The sequence below is a fragment of the Acinetobacter sp. TGL-Y2 genome, from assembly GCF_001612555.1.
Taxonomy (GTDB): Bacteria; Pseudomonadota; Gammaproteobacteria; order Pseudomonadales; family Moraxellaceae; genus Acinetobacter.
The window spans coordinates 1,572,071-1,590,590 of record NZ_CP015110.1 but is presented as its reverse complement, the minus strand read 5'-3'; the positions used below and the strand labels follow the sequence as shown (position 1 = coordinate 1,590,590).

Annotated in this window: 19 protein-coding genes and 1 pseudogene; 10 read left to right on the top strand and 10 right to left on the bottom strand. The window is 40.2% G+C overall.

Annotation, left to right across the window (positions count from 1 at the left end; genetic code table 11):
- Positions 1 to 87: 87 nt before the first annotated feature.
- The 9 genes and pseudogenes from AMD27_RS07460 to AMD27_RS07420 all read right to left on the bottom strand — a co-directional run bounded on the left by AMD27_RS07460 (position 88) and on the right by AMD27_RS07420 (position 7,747).
- Positions 88 to 1,169 (bottom strand): annotated as a pseudogene (locus AMD27_RS07460) (pyridoxal-phosphate dependent enzyme).
- 59 nt (positions 1,170 to 1,228) lie between these two features.
- Complete coding sequence (locus AMD27_RS07455; protein WP_067658429.1) at positions 1,229 to 2,416, bottom strand: vWA domain-containing protein; 1,188 nt, start codon at positions 2,414 to 2,416, stop codon at positions 1,229 to 1,231.
- A gap of 12 nt (positions 2,417 to 2,428) precedes the next feature.
- On the bottom strand, positions 2,429 to 3,280 hold the full coding sequence (locus tag AMD27_RS07450; protein WP_067658426.1) for an AAA family ATPase: 852 nt from the start codon (positions 3,278 to 3,280) through the stop codon (positions 2,429 to 2,431).
- Between the two features lie 18 nt (positions 3,281 to 3,298).
- On the bottom strand, positions 3,299 to 3,715 hold the full coding sequence (locus AMD27_RS07445) for a hypothetical protein (protein ID WP_067658423.1): 417 nt from the start codon (positions 3,713 to 3,715) through the stop codon (positions 3,299 to 3,301).
- The gene (locus AMD27_RS07440; protein ID WP_067662862.1) at positions 3,708 to 4,013 is read right to left on the bottom strand and encodes a YcgL domain-containing protein; all 306 of its coding nucleotides are present in this window, start codon (positions 4,011 to 4,013) and stop codon (positions 3,708 to 3,710) included. The genes AMD27_RS07445 and AMD27_RS07440 overlap by 8 nt, the downstream gene beginning before the upstream one ends.
- A 151-nt stretch (positions 4,014 to 4,164) precedes the next feature.
- Positions 4,165 to 5,307 carry a ribonuclease D gene (locus AMD27_RS07435; RefSeq protein WP_067658420.1) on the bottom strand — a complete coding sequence of 381 codons (1,143 nt, stop codon included), beginning with the start codon at positions 5,305 to 5,307 and terminating at the stop codon, positions 4,165 to 4,167.
- Positions 5,308 to 5,581: 274 nt separating this feature from the next.
- On the bottom strand, positions 5,582 to 6,178 hold the full coding sequence (gene recR, locus AMD27_RS07430; RefSeq protein ID WP_067658417.1) for a recombination mediator RecR: 597 nt from the start codon (positions 6,176 to 6,178) through the stop codon (positions 5,582 to 5,584).
- 12 nt (positions 6,179 to 6,190) lie between these two features.
- Positions 6,191 to 6,520 carry a YbaB/EbfC family nucleoid-associated protein gene (locus AMD27_RS07425; RefSeq protein ID WP_067658414.1) on the bottom strand — a complete coding sequence of 110 codons (330 nt, stop codon included), beginning with the start codon at positions 6,518 to 6,520 and terminating at the stop codon, positions 6,191 to 6,193.
- A gap of 39 nt (positions 6,521 to 6,559) precedes the next feature.
- A complete protein-coding gene (locus tag AMD27_RS07420; protein ID WP_067658411.1) occupies positions 6,560 to 7,747 on the bottom strand; it encodes an O-succinylhomoserine sulfhydrylase in 1,188 nt (395 codons plus the stop codon).
- Between the two features lie 140 nt (positions 7,748 to 7,887).
- Between AMD27_RS07420 and AMD27_RS07415 the strand changes: the two genes are divergently transcribed.
- The 6 genes from AMD27_RS07415 to ppk1 all read left to right on the top strand — a co-directional run bounded on the left by AMD27_RS07415 (position 7,888) and on the right by ppk1 (position 14,389).
- Complete coding sequence (locus AMD27_RS07415) at positions 7,888 to 9,006, top strand: alpha/beta fold hydrolase (protein ID WP_067658408.1); 1,119 nt, start codon at positions 7,888 to 7,890, stop codon at positions 9,004 to 9,006.
- 5 nt (positions 9,007 to 9,011) lie between these two features.
- Positions 9,012 to 9,881: an NAD(P)-dependent oxidoreductase gene (locus AMD27_RS07410; protein ID WP_067658405.1), complete on the top strand. Its 870-nt coding sequence runs from the start codon at positions 9,012 to 9,014 to the stop codon at positions 9,879 to 9,881.
- 79 nt (positions 9,882 to 9,960) lie between these two features.
- On the top strand, positions 9,961 to 10,227 hold the full coding sequence (locus AMD27_RS07405; protein ID WP_067658402.1) for a YARHG domain-containing protein: 267 nt from the start codon (positions 9,961 to 9,963) through the stop codon (positions 10,225 to 10,227).
- Positions 10,228 to 10,258: 31 nt separating this feature from the next.
- A complete protein-coding gene (locus AMD27_RS07400) occupies positions 10,259 to 10,672 on the top strand; it encodes an HIT family protein (protein ID WP_067658399.1) in 414 nt (137 codons plus the stop codon).
- A gap of 327 nt (positions 10,673 to 10,999) precedes the next feature.
- Positions 11,000 to 12,070, top strand: a complete 1,071-nt coding sequence (locus tag AMD27_RS07395; protein ID WP_067658396.1) for a porin — start codon at positions 11,000 to 11,002, stop codon at positions 12,068 to 12,070.
- A 255-nt stretch (positions 12,071 to 12,325) separates the two neighbouring features.
- A complete protein-coding gene (ppk1, locus tag AMD27_RS07390; protein ID WP_265733176.1) occupies positions 12,326 to 14,389 on the top strand; it encodes a polyphosphate kinase 1 in 2,064 nt (687 codons plus the stop codon).
- Positions 14,390 to 14,626: 237 nt separating this feature from the next.
- Here ppk1 and ybaK read toward each other — a convergent pair whose 3' ends face one another.
- A complete protein-coding gene (ybaK, locus tag AMD27_RS07385; RefSeq protein ID WP_067658389.1) occupies positions 14,627 to 15,073 on the bottom strand; it encodes a Cys-tRNA(Pro) deacylase in 447 nt (148 codons plus the stop codon).
- Between the two features lie 55 nt (positions 15,074 to 15,128).
- Between ybaK and AMD27_RS07380 the strand changes: the two genes are divergently transcribed.
- The 4 genes from AMD27_RS07380 to AMD27_RS07365 all read left to right on the top strand — a co-directional run bounded on the left by AMD27_RS07380 (position 15,129) and on the right by AMD27_RS07365 (position 18,487).
- On the top strand, positions 15,129 to 15,410 hold the full coding sequence (locus AMD27_RS07380) for a transposase-like zinc-binding domain-containing protein (protein ID WP_067656586.1): 282 nt from the start codon (positions 15,129 to 15,131) through the stop codon (positions 15,408 to 15,410).
- Positions 15,403 to 15,867: an IS1 family transposase gene (locus AMD27_RS07375; RefSeq protein WP_067656583.1), complete on the top strand. Its 465-nt coding sequence runs from the start codon at positions 15,403 to 15,405 to the stop codon at positions 15,865 to 15,867. The genes AMD27_RS07380 and AMD27_RS07375 overlap by 8 nt, the downstream gene beginning before the upstream one ends.
- A 191-nt stretch (positions 15,868 to 16,058) precedes the next feature.
- The gene (locus AMD27_RS07370) at positions 16,059 to 16,727 is read left to right on the top strand and encodes a CDP-alcohol phosphatidyltransferase family protein (protein ID WP_067658386.1); all 669 of its coding nucleotides are present in this window, start codon (positions 16,059 to 16,061) and stop codon (positions 16,725 to 16,727) included.
- A gap of 11 nt (positions 16,728 to 16,738) precedes the next feature.
- Positions 16,739 to 18,487 (top strand): bifunctional alpha/beta hydrolase/class I SAM-dependent methyltransferase, encoded by a 1,749-nt coding sequence (locus tag AMD27_RS07365; RefSeq protein WP_067658383.1) that lies wholly within the window; start codon positions 16,739 to 16,741, stop codon positions 18,485 to 18,487.
- Positions 18,488 to 18,520: the final 33 nt, after the last annotated feature.

Here is an 18,520-nt window from a genome sequence, read left to right as displayed (position 1 = left end):
TGGGCTTTTTATGCCTGACCTCTTACATCTGAAAGAATTCAATCCCAATTTTTCAGCAGCATCATCAGAATCCTGATCACATCGACCTCATAAATTCACCAGAATATGAATGTCTTTGGATAATTTCGGTGCTTCACCAATCGCCCATACCACGGCATATCAACTCTCAGCTGACACTATGCGTTGAACACGGCCCAAATCTTCTAAGAAACTGTAATGCTGAGCTACACCAAGAAATCCAGACCAGATGCAATTAAATGTACAGGTACAGGCTCTCCATGTTCATCTTCTAAAACATAGCATGCTATACAGTGCAACTGACTTGGTTTACCCAAAGTCAAAGTCGCAGAATGCTGGTGGGTTTCTAAACCAAGCCCTGCAGGTTCTACACCCACAAGCTTCACAGCTGGATCGTTTAAAAATGCTGTAAATGCGCCCATCGCATAGCCCGCCCCCCAACACATGCAACGATATAATTTGGATGCTGATTGAAGCGTACTTTACTTTGGACTTTAATTTCGTTACCCATAATGGCCCAAAAGTCACGCACCATTTTAAGGAATGGATGTGGGCGAACCACAGAACCCATCGCATAGATAAAGCTTTTTTGATCTTTTAAATATTCCTCAAAAGCGCTTTACAGCATGTTTTAATGTCGCTGTACCGCGCTTCACCGCAATTTAAGTTGCACTCAAAATTTTCATCTTAACCAGATTGGGATGTTCTTTTTTAATATTGACCGACCTGCCCGATGTGAATTTCACATGGAATACCTAAGTGCGCACACGCAATCACCAAAGCAACACCATGTTGACCTTAGTTTCAACAATCACTTTGTTTTTATCCATATATTTGGCAAGTAAAACCCCACCCAAAAAATGGTTAGTCCAATGTGCACTGGTGTGGTTTAAGTCTTCACGCTTGTAAATTTGCACCCCATCCCATTGCTCAGATAAACGCTTTACATGAAACAGCTGACTTGGTCGACCTACATAATGCGCAAACAAATCTACAAGCGCCGTTTTAAATGCTTCGCTATAACGAATTTAATCATAGGGAACATTAATGTCATTTATCGCTTGTTTAAGATACAGTGAAATAAACTGACCGCCACAAACACCAAAAAAGCCTTCATCATTTGGGAGTACAATAACGAAGTGTAATAATATTGATTTGATCTGCCATGCGAGATCCTTCTCGATGTATCAATAGCGAATTAAATATACGATTAGCGAGCTAAATATTTGGTCATATCTTCTATGCCTTTGAGACTCATTGGATACATATGATCATCAAAAAGCTGTTTAATTAAACCAATGGTTTGGGTGTAATTCCAATAGTTTTGAGACTCAGGATTTAACCAAGCTGTTTTTTCATAATGATTTCGCAAGCGCTTAAGCCAAACCTCACCTGCTTCTTCATTCATATATTCGACAGATCCACCCGCTGAACGTAGCTCATAGGGTGCCATACTGGCATCTCCCACCACAATCACACGGTAATCTTTAGCATAGGTATTGAACAAATCTTGGGTATTCATTTTGGTCGATGAGCGACGACTGTTGTCCTTCCACACATAATCATAAAGACAATTATGGAAATAGAAATATTCTAAAGTCTTAAATTCTGTTTTGGCTGCACTAAAGAGTTTTTCACACTGCGCAATATAGGCATCCATAGAACCACCCACATCAAACAGCATCAGTACTTTCACGCGGTTACGACGCTCAGGCACCAGCTGCACATCCAGTATGCCTTGCTTGGCTGTTTCGCGAATGGTGAGATTGATATCCAACTCTTCGGCGGCGCCTTGGCGTGCAAATTTACGCAAACGGCGCAACGCCAATTGCATTTGGCGCGTCCCTAATATCTGCTCATCATCTAAGTTTTGATACTTACGTTGTTCCCAGACTTTGACTGCCGATTTTTTACGACCCGGCCCACCAATACGCACCCCTTCAGGGTGATCACCAAAAGCACCAAAAGGAGAGGTTCCTCCTGTGCCAATCATGCGATTGCCGCCTTGATGCTTCTTGTGCTGTTCACGCAAACGCTCTTCGAGCATTTTCATGAGCTCTTCAAGCGAGCCTGCTTTTTTTAATTCTTCACGCTGCTCAGGGGTTAAATGCTTTTCCAACAGCTCTAAATCAAACCAATCTTTGGGTAAATGATTCATCTTATTCAGCAAATCATCGATATCAAAGGTCTGAATTCCTTCAAAATAGTCTTTCATTGCACGGTCATATTTATCAAAGTATCGTTCGTCTTTAACCATGACCGTTTTGACCAGTTGATAGAACTGATCTTGATCTGCAAACACCAAGCCTTGGGCAACGGCCTGATTTAAATCAATTAACTCACGTGTGGTCACGGGTATCCCGTATTTTCGCAAGGTAAAAAATAGTCTTACGAACATGCGCAGAACCTGCTATCGACGTGTCATAAAGGCAAGACGTTCAAGCAATTGTACATCTTGTTCATTTTTAATCAGCGCACCATACAGCGGTGGAATCGCTTTCGATTTATCATGATGGCGTAATACATCTTCTGGCATATCGTCTGCCATAAGTAAACTCAACCAATCAATCAGCTCTGAGGTTGATGGTGGTTTTTTTAAGCCCGGTACCACACGCAACTTAAAGAATACTTGCAGGGCTTCACTGACTAAGGACGAGGAAATTTGCGGGAAATGGACTGCAATAATCTCACGCATGGTCGCTTCATCTGGAAATTCAATATAATGAAAGAAACAGCGACGCAAAAATGCATCGGGTAACTCTTTTTCATTGTTTGAGGTAATAATCACAATGGGACGCTGAGTCGCTGTAATGGTTTCGCCTGTTTCATAGACGAAAAATGACATTTTATCCAGTTCATGCAATAAGTCATTTGGAAATTCAATATCTGCCTTATCAATCTCATCAATCAATAACACACAGCGCTCTTCACTGGTGAATGCTTCCCAGAGTTTACCCGGCTTAATATAATTTTTGATGTCATAGACCCGCTCATCGCCCAACTGGCTATCACGTAAACGTGACACGGCGTCATACTCATACAAGCCTTGTTGGGCTTTTGTGGTCGACTTAATGTGCCAAGTGATCAATTTTAAGCCCAGACTTTGAGCCACTTGTTCAGCCAATAAAGTTTTACCTGTACCCGGCTCACCTTTGACCAAAAGTGGTTTTTGTAATGCTCGGGCTGCTTTTACAGCGAGTTTTAAACTATCTGTTGCAATGTACTGATCTGTACCCGAAAATTGTTGAGCATCTGATGACATGTTCAAGCCTTATTTTTCTTAAAGTGGAGATGTTGTTTTAATATTGATTGATGCATTTCTTGCATTCTTGTTGGTCTGATAATTAGACCAAAAATATCCTGCACATAGACCAATTCCAATGACAAAAGCAATCAGAGAAAAGTTTGACCAAATAATTGGCGAATTTTTTGTCAGTACGCCAAAAACAAGGCCAAAAAAAGCAGGTGCAACAGCAGAATTAGGACCTTCCGAAATGGTCGGTGTAGCAAGAATTGCAAAAATTACAATCCAGGTAATTCCACCGATTGGTGAAGGTAGTCTCTTGGCAATCGCATACCAACACCACAGTATGATCAATGTACCAAGAACATAAACTGTAATGGCAATACCGTCTTCTGGAATTGAATCAAGTACTGATAAAAATTGAGTCCATATTCCTGATTGATCTTCACGCACCGCGTAACCCCTCTGGTTCTACAGCATTCGGGTTAATTAAACCCTCGGGTGGAAGTTGCAAGTAATATCCATTGTTTTGGATTGAATCCATAACATGTATCACGTTAGCACGTGCTAATTTCTTTTCTTCATATAACTCAAGTGACATGACAAAGGTCGCACGTCCGAACGCACTTTTCATCGCATCTGACAATATAGCCAACGGATCTGTCGGTTCTTGATCATCTGAAGAATGGACACGAGCAACGTAAAGATACATTTCGTCTTTTTTGCTCGATTTATAGATTTCACACCACATTTGCATACAACACCCATTAAACTTAATGCAAAGCATACATCAAAATAATTTTGGAAACATTAACCTTTGTTAACGCATCAGTCGCCTTTTCGACAAGTGAGAGTTCTTTAACCAACGACTTATTGAGCTTCGAATTGGTATATCAGGCTATTTATTCAGCCACTTTCATTTGCGCACTCAAATAATCAGCATCCTGATGCAAAAGCTGAATCAGCGGTTGGGTCAATACATTGTATCGCCATCCCAGCAAATACGGCGGTAAATCTTGTTCATCGCCGCGAAAAACCACATGTTGATACAATGCGCTGAGCCATTTTTTACGCATCATCACTTCTTTGGGAATCTGAATATCCAGTGCCGCCTGTTCAATCAAGTCGTCCACCGTTTGCGTAACATCTTTAGATGAATGACGAATTGGACGTGCAATACGTAGCGGCCACGCCTCAGGTGCAGGTAAAGTCTGCATAATGTCTAAAATGGTTTTACCAAATTCACGCACCACATTAGGACGAATATATTTGACTTGCGACAATTGAAAAGTATTTTTTGGATTTTGTTCAACCAAATCAATCATGGTGGCATTTTTAAGAACAAAACTCCGTGGCTGATTGAGTGCTTTGACCATTTCTTCGCGCCAGACACTGAGCAGTTGCAATTGCATTAACTGTTTTCGTGAATGTCGATAATTCCCTACTTCTGCATAGAGCTTTTCTTTAGGCGTATCGGTTGCGATTTCTAAGGTTAAATTTGAGCAGTCTTCAAGCACATAGTCATACAATTGTTTGCTATTCAATTCTGCCTGAAGCTTATCTGAGAGCTGCATAATATAAAGCACATCATTTGCAGCATAATTTTTTTGTTCTAGACTTAATGGTCGTGCTAACCAATCCGAGCGCGTTTGCCCTTTATCAATCTCAATATCTAGCATTTGCTTGAGCGCATTTTGATAACTGACTTGAAGTCCATGCCCTAAAAATGACATCGCCACTTGAGTGTCAAACACGTTATTCAAATGTGCTTGATCTGAATAATGATAAATCAGATCAATGTCTTCACCGCAAGCGTGGAAAATATTTTGTTCGGCTTTAAAAATTTTTTGCCAGAAAGCGGTTAAATCAAGTGATGTGCCATCGAGTAAAAAAACTTGATTATTCACATTAATTTGCAACACACCCAGCTTAGGCCAAAACGTATCCACCTTTATAAATTCTGTGTCTAAACCATATACCGTGGCTTGACTCATCAAAGCCAGTACACCATCTAATTCACTTTGTTGACTAATAAATTGGAACATATCTGTCTAGATCAGGTATTACATTACGTGTTGAATATTCTAACTGAATATATAAATTTTAAATATAACTTCTAGACACATCTTCTTCACAAAGTCATGTTTATCAATCAAAAATTATTATAAAATTGTAACTTCAATAGTTTTAAAGACTTAAGATACCGATTTAAAATTAAAGTTCACTGAAAATTAAGGATTTCAATATCTTAAGATTTAACCTAAATAATGCACATTTTTTATTGTCGTTTTAGCTTTAAAAAATAAGCACCTGATGTGCTTATTTCATTTGCATGCGATTATGGACTGCCTGACTTAAGGTATGACTATCGACATATTCAAGTTCGCCGCCTTGAGGCACGCCTTGTGCAATGCGCGTCATGCGAATAGGCAAATGTCGTGTTGCTTCAACCAGATAGTGTGCAGTCGCCTGACCTTCTACAGTGGCATTGGTGGCAAGGACCACTTCTTGAACCTCACCTTGTGACAGGCGCTGAATCAAAAATGGAATACCAACCTCTTCAGGACCAATCCCGTCCAAAGGTGACAAATGCCCGCCTAAAACATGATATTTACCGCGAAAACTACCGCTTTGTTCAATCGCCATCACATCCGCTGGTGATTCGACGACACAGAGCAGTGAAGCATCTCGATCATGCGATAAGCAAATATTACAAACTTCTGCTTCAGTCAGAGAGTGACACACACTACATTCATGAATATAAGACGTCGCCTCATTTAAGGCTTGTGCCAAGCCAATTGCACCTTGCTTATTTTTCATAATCAAATGCAATGCCATACGTTGAGCCGATTTTGGCCCAACGCTTGGCAAAATTCTTAAGGCTTGCACCAGTTGATCAAATCGATCACTAAACACAAATAGACTTCCTTAGAACATTCCTGCAAGACCTGGTGGTAAGCCCATACCTGAGTTTGCAACTTTCATTTTCTCTTCAGAAACAGCTTCAGCTTGACGTGCAGCATCATTCATTGCCGCTGCGATCAAGTCTTCGATCATATCTGGATCATCTTGCAAAAGCTCTGGGCTAATTTCGATGCGTTTAACCACATTACGGCAAGTCATGGTCACTTTAACCAACCCACCACCCGCTTCTGCATGAACTTCAGTTTGCGCAAGCTCTTCTTTCGCTTTCTTAACGTTCACTTCCATATCTTTTTGCATACGCTGTGCTTGTTGCATGAGCATATTAATGTTCATAAAAATCTCCGAACAAAAAATTCAAAACCAATTGATGTCTTAGATCAAGTCTAAACCACGCTGAATATCTGCAATGATATCATCTGCATCTTCTAAACCAACAGATAAACGTATTAAACCTTCAGAAATTCCTGCAGCTTTCTTGGCATCATCCGATAATTTACCATGTGTTGTGGTCGCGGGATGAGTAATGGTCGATTTTGCATCGCCCAGATTCCCAGTAATCGAGATGAATTGCGTATTGTCGATGACTTTCCATGCGCCTTCACGGCCACCTTTTGCAACAAAAGAGACAATACCACTGAAGCCTGTCTGCTGACGTTTCGCCAGTTCATGACCCACATGATCGCTTAAACCTGCAAAATACACATCTTCAACTTTATCGTGTTTTTGTAACCACTCTGCCACCGTCTGCGCACTTTCTGAGTGGGCTTTCATGCGAATGCGTAAGGTCTCTAGTCCTTTCAAGAACACCCAAGCATTGAAGGGACTCATAGATGGACCTGTGGTACGTACATATCCAAATACGTCTTCAAGCAATTGTGCATTGCCCACCACTGCACCACCTAAGGCACGGCCCTGACCATCTAAATATTTAGTTGCAGAATACACCACAAGATCTGCACCCAATGTTAATGGCTGCTGTAAGACTGGTGTACAAAAACTGTTGTCAATCGCAAGTAGTGCGTTATTGGCGTGTGCAATATCCGCCAATGCACGAATATCTGCAATTTCAGACAGTGGGTTTGACGGTGATTCTACAAAAAGTAATTTGGTTTCAGGACGCACCGCTTTTTTCCAAGCGTCTACATCGGTTAAATCGACAAAATCAACCGCGACACCAAACTTGGATATATATTTTTCAAATAAGGCAACGGTTGAACCAAACACCGCACGTGAACAAATCACGTGATCACCCATTTTTAAAAACGACATCGCAACCGCCATAATCGCAGCCATACCAGTACTGGTTGCGACTGCTCGCTCCGCGCCTTCCATTGCAGCCAAGCGTTTTTCGAACATTGCAACCGTCGGATTGGTAAAGCGCGAATAGATATTTCCAGATGCTTGACCTGAAAATTTAGCAGCAGCTTCAGCAGCATTAGCATAAACGAAAGAAGAAGTGAGAAAAATAGGCTCTGCATGCTCACCCTCAAAACTACGTGTATGACCTGTACGAAGTGCTAATGTATCAAGTTGATATTCGATGTCGTCTTGTTGGCTCATTGGTATGACTCAGTCGATCGACTGCCTTTGTAAATAATTGCCAACATTTTGAGCGCCTACGGCATTTAAGGTCAAGGTAAAATATATAAATATCGCTTACACTTCGAACAAATCACATGATTATGAGAAATTCGCAGCTCATGCAACAATTCAAAAATAGCTTATTAGATAAACAAAGCAAACTTAAAAATTTAACCACACGAATTTTTTATGGCAAATCATTGGTTTTATCTCAAGCCGCAGCCTACGAGGTGATTGGGACATATAACAATAGTAAAATCCGCTATTACGCTACCCCTGAAAAAAAATACCAAGAACCTTTGGTTTTTGTCGCCCCCCTTGCGATTAAAATGGATATATATGACTTATATCCTTATCGTTCACTGATCAAATATTATATAGATCAAGGCTTTGATGTGTATTTGGTCGACTGGGGGCATTTTAATTATAAAGATCGCGATTTGGATTTTTTGAGCTTCATTGATGATGCGATTCCAAAGTGTATTGAGCAGATTCGTGCACACTCAAAATCAGATCTGATTTCTTTGCATGGCTGGAGTATGTCTGGAATTTTTGTTTTGCTATACACAGCTTTACAAAAAAAACATTATGTCAAAAATTTAGTGGTTTTAGGTAGTCCTATTGACAGCTATGCGTCGGGTGCTATTGGAAAACTGTATGCACGAGTTAACCGTTTTCTAGATCATAATCGAAGCTTACAACGTAAAATTTATGCAGGGATTATTCCCAAACGAATCTTGCATACGCCGGGTGTACTAAATGCTTTTGGTTTTAAAATTTTAGATCCTAAGGGTTGGTACGAAGGTCATAAACAGTTATTAAGCAACTTAGATGATAAAAAACTACTACATGAGCATGCCACATTAGGTTATTTTCTCAACCATATGATTGACTATCCTGCTGGAGTTAATCAAGATATGTTGTTTAATGTATGGCTTAGAAACCCACTGAATCAAGGCTTTATTGAATTAAAAGACAAGAAAATAGAATTAAAAAATATAAATTGCCCGCTTTTGATTGGCGCGGGTCGTAGCGATCAGATGGTCACAGCTGACTCTGTACGACCATTGACTGAATTGACAAGTAGCCAAGATGTCACGTTTACTCTTATTCCAGGGGGGCATTTGGGCTTGATGTCAAGCCAAAAAAGTGCTGAAGAATTTTGGCCGCTCTTGTCCGAATGGTTAGCCCGTAGATCGACACCGTTAACAGTCAACCAACAAACCGCAGTAGAGTAAATGATATGACAACAGTTGCATTTATTGGATTGGGCGCAATGGGTTACCGCATGGCAGCGCATTTACCTCAACATTTTGATTCCGTTTTGGTTTGGAATCGAAATGTTGATAAAGCCAAACAACATGCAGCTGAGTTCAACACTCAAGCCGTTACACTAGCAGAAGCGGCCCAAGCGGATATTATTTTTTCCTGTTTACCCACCAGCCATCAGGTCGATGAAATTATTCATCAAGTCGACATTAAATCTGGCGCAATTTGGATTGATTGCACCAGTGGCGTCCCAGACATTGCGCGTACACAAGCGACTTACTTAAAGTCTAAAAATGTTTCTTTTTTAGACGCACCCGTAAGTGGACAAACTATAGGCGCGGAAAATGCCACCCTCACCTTTATGGTCGGTGGTGATGCTGAAGTGTTCGATAAAGCCCTCCCCGCGATGCAAGCGCTCGGTAAACTGATTAAACACGTGGGTGGATCTGGTGCAGGCTTTGCCGTGAAAGCTGTAAACAATATGTTACTTGCTGTGCATTTGTGTGCTGCGGCTGAAGGCTTTACCACACTCAAAGCTCACGGCGTAAACTTAAATGAAGCACTCGATTGCATCAATGCTTCAAGTGGCAAAAGTGGGGTCACTGAAAATGTTCTCAGCCAGCGTATATTTAACCGAAGCTTCCCGAATACCTTTGCTCTGCTTTTACTCGCCAAAGATACAGGCATTGCTTTAGATTTGGTAAGAGACGCAAAACTCTCTGCCCCTGTTATTGCGTTAAGTCAGAGCTTAATCCAAGCCGCAAGTGCAACCTCGGATGCCGATAGTGACTTTTCTGCAGCAGTAAAAATGTACGAATCATGGAGTAAAATTACCTTAGAATAATTTTTCGCCATTGAAAACCCTTAAATTGGACTTATAATAATTCTAGTGACAATACAAAATGTCCATTTGAGGGTTTCTCATGAATAAATTATTAATTTCAATGATCGCTGCGTGCTCTATGTCAGTTGGGGTAAGTGCTTTTGCAGATACAGCAAAAGAGTGTGAAAAATTAAAAGATGATTACAACATCATTTATGCAGCCAAAGGTTTTTGTTTTAAAGACCCAGAAGCTAAAGCAAAATTTGGTGATGCCAACTGTAATACAACTAAACCAAAATTTAGTGAAAGAGAGCAACAAAAGCTTGACTCGATTAAGGATCGTCAGAAAGAATTGAACTGTAAATAAACAGCTCAACGACTGACAGCAAGGAATACACATGACTTACGATGATCAAAACATATTTGCACGAATTTTACGCAACGAACTTCCTGCAATCAAGGTCTATGAAGATGATCAAGTTTTGGCTTTTATGGATATAATGCCTCAAGCTGAAGGTCATACGCTTGTGATTCCAAAGTCACCCGCTGTCACTTTACTTGATTTAGATCCAAGTGCAGCTGCCTATACCATTCAAATTGTGCAAAAAGTGGCAAAAGCCATGGAAAAGGCGCTCGATCTGAAAGGGATTGTATTGATGCAATTGTCAGGTACTGCTGCAGGTCAAACTGTACCGCATGTGCATTTCCACTTGATTCCTAGCTCGGTGCACGAGCTAGGTAAACATGCCATTAAAATGGGTGATCATGTTAAAATTCAAGAACTTGCAGACAAGATTAAAGCTGCGCTTTAATTTTACTTAGGTCTAGATTTGATTCATTCTTAAATGGGGCTTCGGCTCCATTTTTTATGCTGATGTCTTGTAATTTCACTACTTGAGCCTTCTCGCAAAAGATTTAAAGAAACTTGAATAGTTTTTAAATATTTGTTTTAAAAAATAAAAATAAATCCAATGTGAATAATCTGAGAAGACGATTTAATCAATTTGCAATATTTCCTTAACACGAATGACTTATTTCTCACCGATACTTAGCTCCATTAGAGGGCGGTAGACACAATAACAATGCTATTTGCTCATGATGACTCGGACAAAGTAAAAATATCTTTACTGGAGCTACAAATGAAAAAAACACTTTGCGCATTGGCAATTGGGGCAACATTCTTAACACCTGCTTTGGCGATGGCAGCAGACGTTAAAATTTATGGTCGTGCACATATATCATTAGATTATTTAGATGATGGTAAAGATTATAACGATGTTGGACTTTCTTCAAACTCATCACGCCTAGGCTTTAAAGTAGAACAAGAATTAGAAAATAGCATGACGGTATTTGGTCAAATTGAGCAAGAAATCAACTTCGCCAGTGGCGGTCAAAACTCCGGTAAAGAATTTGCAACTCGAGATACTTTTGTTGGTTTAAAAGGTGACTTTGGTCAAGCGCGTGTCGGTCGTTTTGATAGTCCATTTAAAGCAGCGCGTGGTCCAGTTAACTTCTTTGGCGATCAAGTGGGTGATTTGCGAAATGTCACTCGTGCGGGTAATTTACGTTTTGATGAGCGTAATGAAAATACCATTGAGTATAAGTCACCAAAGTTAGGCACTGGCTTTAATGTAATTGCAGCATTGTCTCTACACGAAAGCAATACAGCGGGATATGTGGAAGATTCCGCAGATCATGCTAAGGGCGACTCTAAAAAGAATAAAGCTTATGATTTGGCTTTAACGTATAAAGAAGGTCCAATTGATTTTGCGGCTGCATATGAGCATTATGAAGAAGATGCGACTCGCGGAGAACGTGATGGTGTCCGTTTAGCAGCAGCCTATAAAATCACACCAGAACTCAATGTGGGTGGCTTATACCAATATTTGACTCATGATAATGATGTCGCAAATCCAGATGCTCAAGTGATTGGTATTGCTGCTGATTATAAGTTCGCACCTAAAACCTATGTTCGCGGTCAAGTCATGCATCGTGATGTTGATGCATCTGAAGCAAACGCAACATTGGTTGCATTGGGTCTAGAGCATCGTCTGGATAAAGCAGTCCGTGTTTATGGCAACATTGCAACGGTATTAAATGACAAAAACTCAAGCTTAACGCCTTGGGAGCAAGCACGTACAAATAACGTTAAAGGCTTTAAAGGCGAGGATGCACTGGGTCTATCTTTAGGTATGCGTTACGACTTCTAATCTCAAAAGTCAGTATTTGAATACACCCTCAACTGTTCCATGAACATCTGTTGAGGGTGTTTTATTTATCTGAGTTAAATGTTAATCGCATTTAGAACCCTTCATTAAAAATGTTTTAGATTTAAAAACTTAGCGGATCTAATTCTTTTTTTTCAAGAGTAATGTAATATTAGTGTCACAATCAAAACGTACCATGCAAACACGGTCTAATAAGACAGTTGTTAATTAAATTTTGCTATTATGCCTGCCTCTCAAATGACTCAACATAGCTCTGAAACCTACATTAACCGCGAACTTTCTCTTTTAGAATTTCACAAACGGGTTTTAGCCCAAGCACTTGATGAAAACCATCCCCTTCTAGAACGATTGAATTTTTTAATCATTTTTTCTCGTAACTTAGATGAATTTTTTGAGATTCGTGTTGCCAGTTTACTTAAACAACTGGATTTAAATGGTATTACTACTGCACCTGACAATATTCCTACTGAAATTATTCTACAGCAAATTTCAGATACAGCGCACCAAGCCACAACAGAACAATACGATATTTTAAATCGAATTTTATTACCGCAATTAAAACAACACGGTATTCAGTTCATTCAATGTGAAGATATTTTAGATAAACATAAAGCTTGGTTAAAAAATTATTTTCAAATTCAAATTCAACCTGTAGTCACCCCGATTAGCCTAGACCCAGCGCATCCATTCCCACGTCTAGTCAATAAGAGTCTCAACTTTATTGTGACCTTAGAAGGTAAAGATGCTTTTGGACGTCATATTGAACTTGCGATTGTACCGACACCGCGTTCTTTACCCAATGTCGTACGTATACCAGAAGAATTGTGCGATGGACAGCAGCACTATATTTTACTCTCTGCGATTATTGAGCATCATGTCAGCGATCTATTTCCCGGCATGACTGCGACAGGTTGTTATCAATTTCGAGTGACACGAAATGCAGATTTAACGTTAGCCGCAGATGCAGATGATCTGGCAGTGGCACTCAAAGATGAGCTGTCATCGCGCCGTTTTGGTCGTGAAGTTCGTTTGGAGGTGGATCACTCCTGCCCTGATCAAATTAACCAGTATTTGCTGGAAAAATTTGATTTACCTTATGAACAGTTTTACCGAGTCGATGGACCCGTCAATTTAGCGCGTTTATTTACAGACTTTCCCGTGCCAGAATTACGCTTCAAACCCTTTATGCCACTGATTCCCAAAGCAGTGAGGAATCCGAATCAAACTTTTGAAGTGCTTAGCAGAAGAGATGTACTGTTACACCATCCTTTTGATTCTTTTAGCCCCGTGATTAACTTACTCAAAGAAGCAGCCAAAGACCCGAATGTGCTTGCGATTAAGCAAACCTTATACAGAAGTGGTCCTGACTCGGAAATTGTACAAGTGCTGGCTGAAGCTGCTCGAAATGGCAAAGAAGTCACTGCAATCATTGAGTTACGGGCGCGCTTTGATGAAGAGTCGAACATCATAGTCGCCAACATTTTACAAGAAGCGGGTGCAGTGGTTGTTTATGGCATTGTGGGCTATAAAACCCACGCCAAAATGATTTTGGTGGTACGCCGTGAAGCGGACAAATTAAAGCGTTATGTGCATTTGGGGACAGGTAACTACCATGCTGGTAATGCCAAGATGTATACGGATTACGGCCTACTCACCACTGACCATGATATCTGTGAAGATGTGCATAAAATTTTCCAAGAATTGACCGGTATGGGCCGTATGGCCAAACCAAAAAAATTATTTCATGCCCCGTTTACACTGCATGATCAGTTGATGCATTTGATCGATCAGGAAATTTTGATTGCACAATCAGGTTTACCTGCAAGAATGATCATTAAAGTGAATGCGCTGACTGAACCTAAGCTGATTTTAGCGCTTTACCGTGCCTCCCAAGCGGGTGTGCAAGTTGATTTACTGATTCGCTCAATTTGTTGCTTACGCCCTCAGGTCGAGGGACTTTCGGAAAATATTCGGGTCAGATCCATTGTAGGGCGGTTCTTGGAGCATACGCGTGTGTATTATTTTCAGCAAAATGGTGCAGATAAACTGTACTGTGGCAGTGCCGACTGGATGGGACGCAACTTATTTTCAAGAGTAGAGACTTGTTTTCCAATAGAAGACAAACACCTTAAAAAACAAATTATTGAAGATGGACTGCTGAGTTATCTCAAAGACAATCAAAGAGCATGGGAGCTGGATGCAAATCATCAATGGCATGCTATCCATCCTCAAAAAGATGAAGATGTTTTTATCGCCCAGCAATATTTAATGGAAAAACGCATGATTAACACCAAGCTTTAGCCACAATGGACGAGGATCGTATACTCCATAGTGTCTTTATAAAGTTTATAAGCGTTGATCATAAGCCAATGTTGTTTTGAGATTTTTATAAGCTAAAAGCCTGTTTTAAAGCAGGCTTTTAGAGAAATCGTTAGATCTGATGAACACTTCAGGTCTTGTTATAAAAATGGCACTTAATCTTGAGTTGCTCTCACTTTTGAGAAGACAGTTTTTCGTGAGCGTACATTTTATTGATACTTATTTATCCACGATATCCATAAATGCAGCATTGAGTAATTGACTCAAATCATTCGGATTTAGTCCAATATCCAAACCACGCTTGCCCCCACTGACATAAATTTTTTCTTTGGATTGAGCGGATGCGTCCACCACTGTTTTTAAATGTTTCTTTTGTGCCAGTGGACTGATTCCACCGACTAAATACCCGGTTAAACGCTCTGCATCTTTGGGATCAGCCATATGTAATTTTTTACAGCCCAATGCGCTAGAGACTTTCTTTAAATTGAGTTGATGATGTACTGGTAAAATTGCCACAAAGTAATTTTTATCATCTGTGACCATCAATGTCTTAAACACATCTTCAACATTTAAGCCCAGTTTTTCCGCAGCTTCTAAACCAAAGCTTTTGGCATTTATATCATGGTTATATTCATGCACGGAAAAATCAACGGTAGTGTGCAAAATTAACGTGGTTCAATCTAGAATAGACTTAAAAATACCTGAGTAATAGACCTTAAACATGATCATAGAAACGATAAGCTACTTATGTACCCGTTGCCAATCAGCAAATATTTATAAGAATGGACACAATAAAAGCGGGAATGCGCAGTTCAGATGTAAAGATTGCGGTCGATCAAGTGTGCTCAAACCTAAAATCAAATATACCGAAGAGCAAAAAGAACTCATCATCAATACTTATCTTGAACGAGGCAGTTTAAGAGGCATGCAGCGTCTATTTGGTGTTGCACCTCAAACGCTCATGGGATGGATAAAAAAAAGTAAACAACAGGAAATTGAGTGACGAATTACTTGATGCTCATCCAACAGATGTTCTAGAACTGGATGAACTTTGGAGCTTTGTAAAAGCTCGTCGTCATAAGGTTTGGAGTTGGATTGCACTATGCTGTCGTACACGTCAGGTCGTCGCTTATGTATGTGGTCAGCGCAATGATAAAACATGTACAGATTTACGTTGCCGTATTCCCTCAAGCTACTTTAATTTAGCAACATGTAGTGATTATTGGTCAAGTTATGCTGAGGTGTTTGATCCTGGTACCCATCGCTCTGTAGGTAAACATACAGGTTTAACGAACCATGTTGAGCGGTTCAATGCCACATTAAGAAATCGCTTAGGGCGTTTTACACGGAAAACTTTAAGCTTTTCGAAGAAGAAAGAAAATCATGAAGCTGTCTTGCATATGTTTTTATTAAAATACAATCAAGACATGAAAGATAAGTGGTTAACACGTCATATTTAGACACTACCAAATCAACTTTATGACTTTTCAGTAGTTTCATTGCAGGCGTCATAGGGATCGGATATTGATGATTTGAAATGATTATAATCTTATAAAAAGCAATTGTTAATTTGCTTAGGCTATTTATTTTACTTGTATCTAAGTCAACAACATGCTTAGAATCATGACACAGAATAAAATCCAATCCTAAAATGCCATCCATTTATCAATTAAAACCCGCATTTCAGAATCTACTCCGTCCTGCAGTCAAATGGCTGTATCGAATCGGTGTCACTGCAAATCAAGTGACGCTGATAACAATGTTTCTCTCCATGGGGCTGGCACTGTTTCTTTATCTTTATTTTCTGAGTCATCCGCCTCACTGGATGTTATTACTTCTACCGCTGTGGATGCTGATTCGTATGGCATTCAATGCAGTAGATGGCATGTTGGCACGTGAGTTTCATCAGCAGTCCAAGCTCGGTGCATTTTATAATGAATTGTGTGATGTGATCTCAGATACAGCGCTGTATTTATGCTTTATTGCTTTTGGGTTTATCCAAAATGAATTATTACTCCTCATTAGTTTTCTTGCAATTTTAACCGAATATGCAGGTGTAATGGCACCTTTGGTTGGCGCTGAGCGTCGTTACGATGGTCCGATGGGGAAAAGTGATCGCGCATTTTGGTTTAGTCTACTGGCAGTGATGATTGTGATTTATCCTGTCTTTTCATCCCAGATTATTTATCTAAGTTATCTGTGCCATGGATTGCTGGTTTTTATGGGCATTTTGCTTGGCTTAACCCTATACAATCGAATTAAACAGAGTCTCACTCATCAGCGTGATACCGATCTTCCTAATAACTTGAACAATAAATAATGGATCTCCCTATGCATATCAATACAAAACATACCTTTATTAGTCATGATCAAACGCCAATTTTTTATCAGCATTGGGCCAGTTCTCAGCCTTGCAATGAAAAGCGTGCCATTTTATTATTTCATCGTGGACACGAACATTCGGATCGTATGGCACATTTGGTCGAAGAATTGAAGTTTGCTGACTATGATTTTTTTGCTTGGGATGCCCGCGGACATGGAGATTCTCCTGGTGAACGTGGCGATGCGCCGAGTTTTTCAGCTTGTGTCAAAGACATTCAATCTTTTGTAGAACATATTCAAAAGACCTATGACATTGCTGAGCAGAATATTGCTGTCATTGGGCAAAGTGTCGGCGCTGTATTGTCAGCCACTTGGGTTCATGACTATGCACCCAAAATCCGCGCGCTATGTTTAGCTTCCCCTGCCTTTGATATAAAACTCTATGTGCCACTTGCAGAGCCTGGACTACGCATTTTAGAGAAACTGCGGGGTAATTTCTTTATCCAAAGTTATGTCAAATCCAGTATGCTCACGCATGATCTTGAGCGCGCCAAAAGTTATGATACCGATCCTAAAATTGCGCGTGCTATATCGGTACGTATGCTGTTAGGACTGTATGATGCTTCAAAAAGAATCATAGACGATGCTCAGCATATCTTTGTTCCGACGCAGGTGCTGTGCTCAGGTTCAGATTTTGTGGTGCAGCAAAAACCTCAGCGTGAGTTTTACCAAAAACTGTCGCATCCACAAAAAGAATTCCATGTTTTAGAAGGCTTCTTCCATGACACTTTAGGCGAAAAAAATCGTAGTGTTGCCATCGAGAAAATTCGTCGTTTCATTGGGCAGTCTTTTGCTACCCCTTACCAAGCCCCTGATGTGCTGCATGCAGATAAAATCGGTGCAAGCTGCGCTACTGCCGAGAACTTAAGCGCGAAACTACCGAATAAATCGATCAAAAATGCCTTCTGGCAACTCACCAAAAAGAATTTAAAAATAGGCAGTCTGATGTCTAAAGGGCTGAAAATTGGTGAAGATACAGGTTATGACTCTGGCAGTACTTTAGATTTTGTCTATCGAAATCAATCTGAAAGTTCAAATGCTTTGGGTAGAATGATCGATCGACAATATCTCAATGCGATTGGTTGGCGCGGCATTCGCATTCGTAAACAAAACATTGAACATCTGGTTAAAAAATACGCTGAATGCTTACACCAAAAATCTAAAGCTTTAAAAATTTTAGATATTGCCTCCGGCCATGGGCGCTATATTCTAGATGCCGTAGAACATCTGCCTACACGCCCTGAATCTATTTTGCTCAGAGATTATAGCGAGATCAATGTAAAGGCAGGTCAGCAGATGATTGATGAACGTGGATTTTCAGCTATTGCCAACTTTGTACAAGCTGATGCTTTCAATACCGCCTCTTTAGCCTCGATTCAGCCCAAGGCCACTCTTGCGGTTGTATCGGGTTTATATGAGCTGTTTAGTGACAATGCTTTACTGAATCAATCCTTAACTGGACTCAGCCAAGCGATTGAATCAGGCGGTTACCTGATTTACACGGGTCAGATTTGGCATCCACAACAAGAGTTTATCGCACGTGCCCTATCATCACACCGTCAAGGAAGTGCTTGGGTAATGCGACTGCGTTCCCAAGCTGAAATGGATGCACTGGTTGAACAAGCGGGCTTCAAAAAAATCGATCAATGTATTGATGAGTTTGGCATATTTACCGTATCTGTCGCAGAAAAAATCTAAACTTCAAAATAAATCAGGTGTAGCGCATGCTGT